The organism is Streptomyces longispororuber, from assembly GCF_014656095.1.
Taxonomy (GTDB): Bacteria; Actinomycetota; Actinomycetes; order Streptomycetales; family Streptomycetaceae; genus Streptomyces; species Streptomyces longispororuber.
On the sequence record NZ_BNBT01000108.1, the window covers coordinates 23,610 to 30,075 of the forward strand.

Genomic DNA, 6,466 nt, shown 5'->3' on the forward strand with positions numbered 1-6,466 from the left:
GCAGCGTCCTCGTCGTTCCGCGGTGGTGCTACGCCTCCAGCAGGGTCCGGCCCACGAACCCCGGGACGTCGTTGCCCTCCTCGTTCAGATAGAAGTGACCGCCGGGGAACAACTCGGTCGTGAACGCCGCCGAGGTGTACTCGCTCCACCCCTTCACGGTCTCCAGCGGGGCCCGCCAGTCGGACTGCCCGACGAGCGCGGTGATCGGGCTCTCCAACGCGGGAGCCGTGGTGACGCGGTGGCGCTCCCAGAGCTGGAAGTCGGCGAGCACGACCGGCACCAGCGCGTCCATGACCTCCTGGTCCGCGCTCACTTCCTCGTCGAACCCCCCGAGGCTGAGCACCGCGGCGTGGAACTCCCGCTCCGGCAGGTCGTGCAACTTGGGCCCGGCCCAGATCACTTCGGGCGTGGACTGGGCGGACACGAACAGCCGGTCAGGACGGGGGCCGCCCCGCAACTGCAGCGCCCTCGCCACCTCGAAGGCCAGCAGTGACCCGCACGAGTGCCCGAAGAAGGAGAACGGCCCGGTGAGCACGGGGCGCAGGTCGGCGACGATCTCCTGCACGAGCCGGCCGACGTCCACGGCCGGGCCCTCGGCGAGCCGGTTCTGCCTCCCCGGTAGCTGCACGGCCGCCAGCTCGATCTCCTCCGGCAGCCGCCGCGCCCAGCTCGCGTACGCGTTGGCGCCGCCGCCCGCATGGGGGAAGCAGACGATCCGGTGCCGCGCCTCCGGCCGCCGGGCACGCCACAGGCTGCGGTTCTCGGGCACCAGACGCCCCTTGAGGCCTGGTCTTACGGTGCGCACATTGCCCTCCACGAAGGTGTACCAGCGGGATCAGCGGACGGACGCGGTGTCCGCCGCCTCGGCGCTCAGCGCCGCGATGGTCTGCAGCCGGAACAGGTCCTTGGCCGAGACCGACACACCGGCCGCCCGGGCCTTGGCGACGACCATGATGCCGAGGACGGAGTCGCCACCGATCTCGTAGAAGTTGTCGGTGATGCCGACCCGGTCGATGTCGAGCACCTCGGCCCAGACCTCGGCGAGCACACGCTCGTCGTCCGTGCGGGGCGCCACGTAGTCCTCGGCGTCGAAGACGCGTTCCACGTCCGGCAGCGCGGCCCGGTCGACCTTGCCGCTCGGGGTGAGCGGGAACGCGTCGAGCAGCGCCACCGCCGCGGGCACCATGAACTCGGGGAGCCGGTCCCCGACGAAGTCCCGCAGCGCGGCCGGCTCGGGCCGCCGCCCCGGCTCGGGGCGGACGTAGCCGACGAGGCGCTTGTGCTCGCCCTCGGCGCGCACGACCACCACCGCCGACTCGACGTCCGGGTGCTGCTGGAGCACCAGCTCGATCTCGTTCGGCTCGATGCGGAAGCCGCGGACCTTGACCTGGCGGTCGATCCGCCCGACGTACTCCAGGGCGCCCTCGGCCGACCACCGCACCAGGTCGCCGGTGCGGTACATGCGGTCCCCCGGGGCCGCGCCGAGGACGTCGGGCAGGAAGCGCTCCGCGGTGAGGTCGGGACGGGCCAGGTAGCCGCGCGCCACCCCGGGCCCGCCGATGAACAGCTCGCCGACCACCCCGGCGGGCACCGGGTGCAGCCGCTCGTCGAGCACGTACACGCTCGTGTTCACGACCGGACGGCCGATGGGTACCGTGCCGTGCTCACCGATCCGCTCCGCCAGGTGCCAGGTGGCGAAGGCGGTCGTCTCGGTGGGGCCGTAGCAGTGGATCAGGCGCTGCGGGGGACCGGCCGCCAAGGCCTGCGCCACCCGGTCCGGGTTGACCGCCTCACCGCCGAAGAGCAGGTGCCGCAGCGTCTTGAACGCGTCGGGCCGCGCGGCGACCACCTGGTTGAACACCGCCGTCGTGAGCACGAGCGTGCTGATGTCGTACCGCGTCAGCGCCTGCGTCAGCGCCATCGGGTCGAGCATCGTGTCCTTGTCGATGACCACCATGCGGGCGCCCGCGGCCAGCGGCGCCCAGATCTCGAAGGTCGCCGCGTCGAACGTCGCGTCGGCACCCTGGGCCACGACGTCGTCGGGCCGCAGCGGGATGTAGTCGGCGTCGCGGAGCAGCCTCGTGACCGAGCGGTGTTCCACCACGGTCCCCTTGGGCCTGCCGGTCGACCCCGAGGTGTAGATGACGTACGCCCCGTCACGCGCGGAGACCGGGACGGCGGGTGGTTCGGACGGCTGGACGGCCAGGTTCCGCTGCTCTTCGTCCACCGCGACGAAGTCGGCGCCGGTCGCCGCGCGCAACGTCCCGACCAGCGCGCTCTCGGTGACGCACACCGACACGTCGGCGTCGTCGAGCATGTAGCCCAGCCGGTCGACCGGATAGCGGGGGTCCAGCGGCAGATAGAGGCAGCCGGCGCGGAGGACGGCGAGCAGCGCCGTGACCAGCCTCGGGCCGCGCGGCAGGCAGACGCCGACGACGTCGCCCCGCCGCACGCCCCGGGACACCAGCAGGTGGGCGAGCTGGTTGGCGGCGATGTCCAACTGCCCGTACGTCATCGTGCCTGTGCCTGTGCCTGTGCCTGGGCCTGTGGCCGTGTCCGTGGCCGTGCCTGTGCGCGTGTCCGTGCTCGTGCCCGTGGCCGAGACGACCGCGATGGCGTCGGGCGTCGACCGGGCGCGTTCGCCGACCAGTTCGTGCACGCACGGCCACGTCCGCGCCCGCACCGGGTTGTCACCCCACTCGTCGAGGAGGGTGTGCCGCTGCTCCTCGTCCAGCAGGGGCAGGTCACCCACGGGCTTCCCCGGCTCCTGCGCGGCGGCGGACAGCAGCACCATGAAGTGCCCGACCAGACGCCGTACGGTGGCCTCCTCGAACAACTCCGGGTCGTAGGCGAAGGTCCCGACGAGCTCGCCCGTACCGGCTGCCGACCGGCAGTCGATGGCGAGGTCGAACGACTGGGGCGCCTCGGGCGCCTCGGGCGCGTCGTCACCGCGCAGGACGACCAGCACCTGTGCCGGGGGAGACCCCCCGTCGGCGCCCTCGGGCGCCAGGGCGTCCGCGAGCCCGGAGAACGGCAGGTCACCGTTGGCCACCGCGTCTTCGACGAGGCGGACGTTCTGCTCGACCAGCCGGATGAACGGGGCGTCCGGCTGGATCGTCGCCCGCAGCACGACCGCGTTGGCGAAGCGGCCGTCCGGCCGGTCGAGCGCCCGGCCGGTGGTCAGGGTGGCCAGGGGAATGTCCTGCTGCCTGCCGTAACGGGAGAAGAGCGCCTGGGACGCGGCGAGCAGGACGGTGAACGGCGTCCCGCCGACTTCACCCGCCAGGTCGTTCATCCTGTCGACGACCTCCGCCGGCACGCGGAAGTCGACCCGGCTGCGCGCCGTGCCCGACTCCGCCGGCCGCGGCCGGTCCACCGGAAGCCGCAACACCGGAAGGTCGTCGAGCTGGGCGAGCCAGTAGCGCTGTTGGTCGGCGAGGTGGGCCTCGGTGAGCCGGTCGCGCACCTTGGTCCTCCTGTAGGCGTCGGCACCGTACGGCCCGCGGCCGGGCGAACCGCTACCGCTGCCGTCGGCGACACCGCCGCTGTCGACGGCATCGCTGCTGTCGCTGCTGTTGATGCCGCTGCTGTCGCTCTCGCCGATGTTGCGGATGTCGCCGATGACGCCGATGTCGTCGACGCCGACGGTGCCGCTGCTGCTGTCGACGCCGTCGTTGTGTACTGACGCATCGGATCTGCGTAGGCCCTCGGACATATCACTGTTTCCCTTCGCGTACCTTGCCCGCGACAAGCCCGACGCGTGGCGCTGGGGCGGCCCGGCCCGTGGATCCCACGGCTTCCGACTCTTGATGAGGACACGTGCGACTCGCCTCGCCTCGCCCTGTGCCGCCTCGCCCCGCCGCGTCTCGGCTCGCCGCACTCGGCTCACCACGACTCGACCAGCTCCGGCGGAACGCGTCGCGAGGCGCCGCGGATCCAGCCTGTACGGGCGCTCCTCCGGCGAGGAGAGTCAGGCAGGAACCCGCTGCGAGCGCGCTGCCGTGACCGTGCGCACGGGCCCGGAAAGAATGGAACGTGGCAATCATGCACACGACTTCCGTGAGCCCGTCGCTTTATCGGAGCGGCTTCGTGTCGCCGTGCTGAAGTTATCCAATGCCCCGTCGCCCACGATAGTGAACAGGCCGCCGACGACGCCCCGAAACGCCGTCGCCGGTTGACGGGGAAGCGTCCGGTTGACGGGACAGACGCGAGAACTCGACTGGTGACGTGAAGCCCCTGCGGACCCGTGCCACAGTCAGGGGCTCCCGTACGCACTGTTCGCATTTCTTGATCGCGGACCATTTCGCGATCAAGGGGCCCCTTTGCGACCCGCCCGCCCGTCCGCACGGCCGACGCCGCATGCCGAAGGCGCGCGTGCGGATGCCCACAGGGCGTCCTGGGGCCCCCGAAGGCAACAAGGTGGAGCAAGCTCTCTGCGGCGACCTCATCTGCGCCGGAGCCCTCACTGCTCCTCTGACGACCGTACGCGAATCCGTGATCGCGACCGGTCGAGCGACGCATCGACGTTGCCGTACCTCACCCCCCGCGAAAACGGATGCACAACGCATCGAGCCGACGCTCATGACGTCCAGCCGACGCTGATCGATAACGGCGTGAATTGTGACCGGTTACCCGAAGGATATCCTCCGTTTCCGGGCCGGGTTCCGGAACTAAGAATTCCCATAGATTGGCCGTACCAGGGCTCCGGACGACCGCAGTGTGCACCCAGACCTCGCGAAGTTGCGGACCGGGGCGCGGGATTCCTCTTTCGGGTCTCGCTGGTGGTGAGGAAAACAGCGCTTCCGGCAGGCCAGTCGGCATCGGAGGTGCTGGCAGTCCTGACCTCGGAACTGAAGGCAGAAGTGCTCAGCCCTCGCGGAGCGAGTCGGCCGTGCGTCCCAGCTCTTGCGGAGTCAGGGGGCGGCCTTCGAGGACGAGGTACCAGTGCCACCACTCGTCCCGCCAGTGGTGGACGAAGAGGCCGGGGTCCCGCATGCGCCCGCCTTCGTACGGCGGGTCTGCCAGCGGCCGGCGTACCAGGAGGGCACTGCGCAGCGGGTCCGCCGCGGTGGACTCGACGTCCAGGTCCACCACGAGGAAACCCGTGTCAGGGTCGCCGTCGTACAGCTCGGGGTGGCCGCCGAGGGCGGTGGGCCACCAGCGGGGGACCGGCAGCCGGTGTGTACGGCCGTGCAGGGCGAGGCGCTCGGCGCGGGCGGCCTGGCGTCGCTTCTGGTCCTCGGCCTGCGCGCTCCAGCGGAAGTGTTCCTCGGGCAGGGCGCGGAAGTGGAGGTCGACGAGCCGTTCCCGGTAACGGCCGTCCGGGGTGCGCACGTCGAGGACGATGCCCGCGGCGAGGTCGACGGCCAACCGCAGCTCCGGTACCGGCCCGTGCAGGCGGAGAGGGACCTCCCACACCCCCGCCGCGCCTTCGCGATCGCCGTACAGGACGCGCCGAACGGGCCCGAGGGGCTCGGCGTCCGCGAGCAGGGGGCTGTACGCGCAGTGCGTCAAGCGGCACGGATGGGGATCGAAGGCCCAGGGGAAGCCGTCGTCCGGGAAGTCCGGCCCCGACCGCTCGGGCCGTGGCCCGGTCTCCTCGTCGCTGAGGAACAGGCTGCCGTCCGTCTCCGTCCGCCATCGGTGCGGCGGCCGGTGGGCGAAGCGGGTGTCCTGGCGGGCGGGGTACGGCGGCGGCCACCCGTTGCCGTCGTCACGGCGTGGCCGGAGCACGGTGTACCGGCCGTACAAGGCTGGCGCGGGAACGGCGTCGAGCCGTTCCCGCAAGGCTCGCCACTCCGGTGCCGTCATACGTGCTCCGCCCCCTGCGGCCGACCCGGCTCAATCGCCCGCGCCGGAGCCCGGGCAGAGCTTCTCGATCCCGCCCTGCACCATGCGGACGTCCCAGCCTCCAAAGGGTCCAGCCCGGTGCGGATCGCCGGGCACGCGTACGGTGTGCCGGTGGTACGCGGTGAGCAGCAGCGGACTCCAGACGGCCGTGGTCCGCACCTGCGACCTCTGCGGCACGGTAGGCCCGGCCACTTCGGGCGTGACAGGGCACAACTGGCCATGTCATACGCCTCTCTTCACTGACGCCAGGCCTCTCGTGTCTGGGACCGACTCCATGTGCTGCTCTGGCAGTGCGGGACCTGTCCGGTGATCGCGGAACCATGACCTTCCCACCTCGGCCATGTGACGGACCAGCGCGAGCAGGGTGAGGCCCGAGGGGTGCAGAGCGGGCTGTGCCAGCCGGGCGGCTGTCAGCCCGGTGCGAGTGCCGAGCAGGGTCTCGCCGGTGCCAGGTGAGCCGGCCGTCCAGCATCTCCTGGCGACACCAGGGAGCGTTCGTCGACCTTGGCGGGGCTGGGCGGGCTTCCCGTGTGCTGGTCGGCGCTTTTGTTGTGGTGTGGTGTTAGGGGGTGGTGTGGTGGTGGGTGTGGGTGGGGTAGTTGGGGTGGTTGAGGGG

General features: G+C 71.5%; 5 protein-coding genes. All 5 read right to left on the reverse strand.

All coding sequences use genetic code 11. From position 1 onward, the window contains the following. Nucleotides 1–28: 28 nt before the first annotated feature. Nucleotides 29–769: a thioesterase II family protein gene (locus tag IE330_RS26945; protein ID WP_229925955.1), complete on the reverse strand. Its 741-nt coding sequence runs from the start codon at nucleotides 767–769 to the stop codon at nucleotides 29–31. A gap of 66 nt (nucleotides 770–835) precedes the next feature. Next, nucleotides 836–3,715 (reverse strand): non-ribosomal peptide synthetase, encoded by a 2,880-nt coding sequence (locus tag IE330_RS26950; RefSeq protein WP_190138726.1) that lies wholly within the window; start codon nucleotides 3,713–3,715, stop codon nucleotides 836–838. Between the two features lie 1,151 nt (nucleotides 3,716–4,866). Next, complete coding sequence (locus tag IE330_RS26955; RefSeq protein ID WP_190138727.1) at nucleotides 4,867–5,733, reverse strand: hypothetical protein; 867 nt, start codon at nucleotides 5,731–5,733, stop codon at nucleotides 4,867–4,869. A gap of 108 nt (nucleotides 5,734–5,841) precedes the next feature. After that, the gene (locus tag IE330_RS26960; RefSeq protein WP_190138728.1) at nucleotides 5,842–6,027 is read right to left on the reverse strand and encodes a hypothetical protein; all 186 of its coding nucleotides are present in this window, start codon (nucleotides 6,025–6,027) and stop codon (nucleotides 5,842–5,844) included. A gap of 45 nt (nucleotides 6,028–6,072) precedes the next feature. Continuing rightward, nucleotides 6,073–6,285 carry a mycothiol transferase gene (locus IE330_RS39265; RefSeq protein WP_308439050.1) on the reverse strand — a complete coding sequence of 71 codons (213 nt, stop codon included), beginning with the start codon at nucleotides 6,283–6,285 and terminating at the stop codon, nucleotides 6,073–6,075. Nucleotides 6,286–6,466 lie beyond the last annotated feature (181 nt).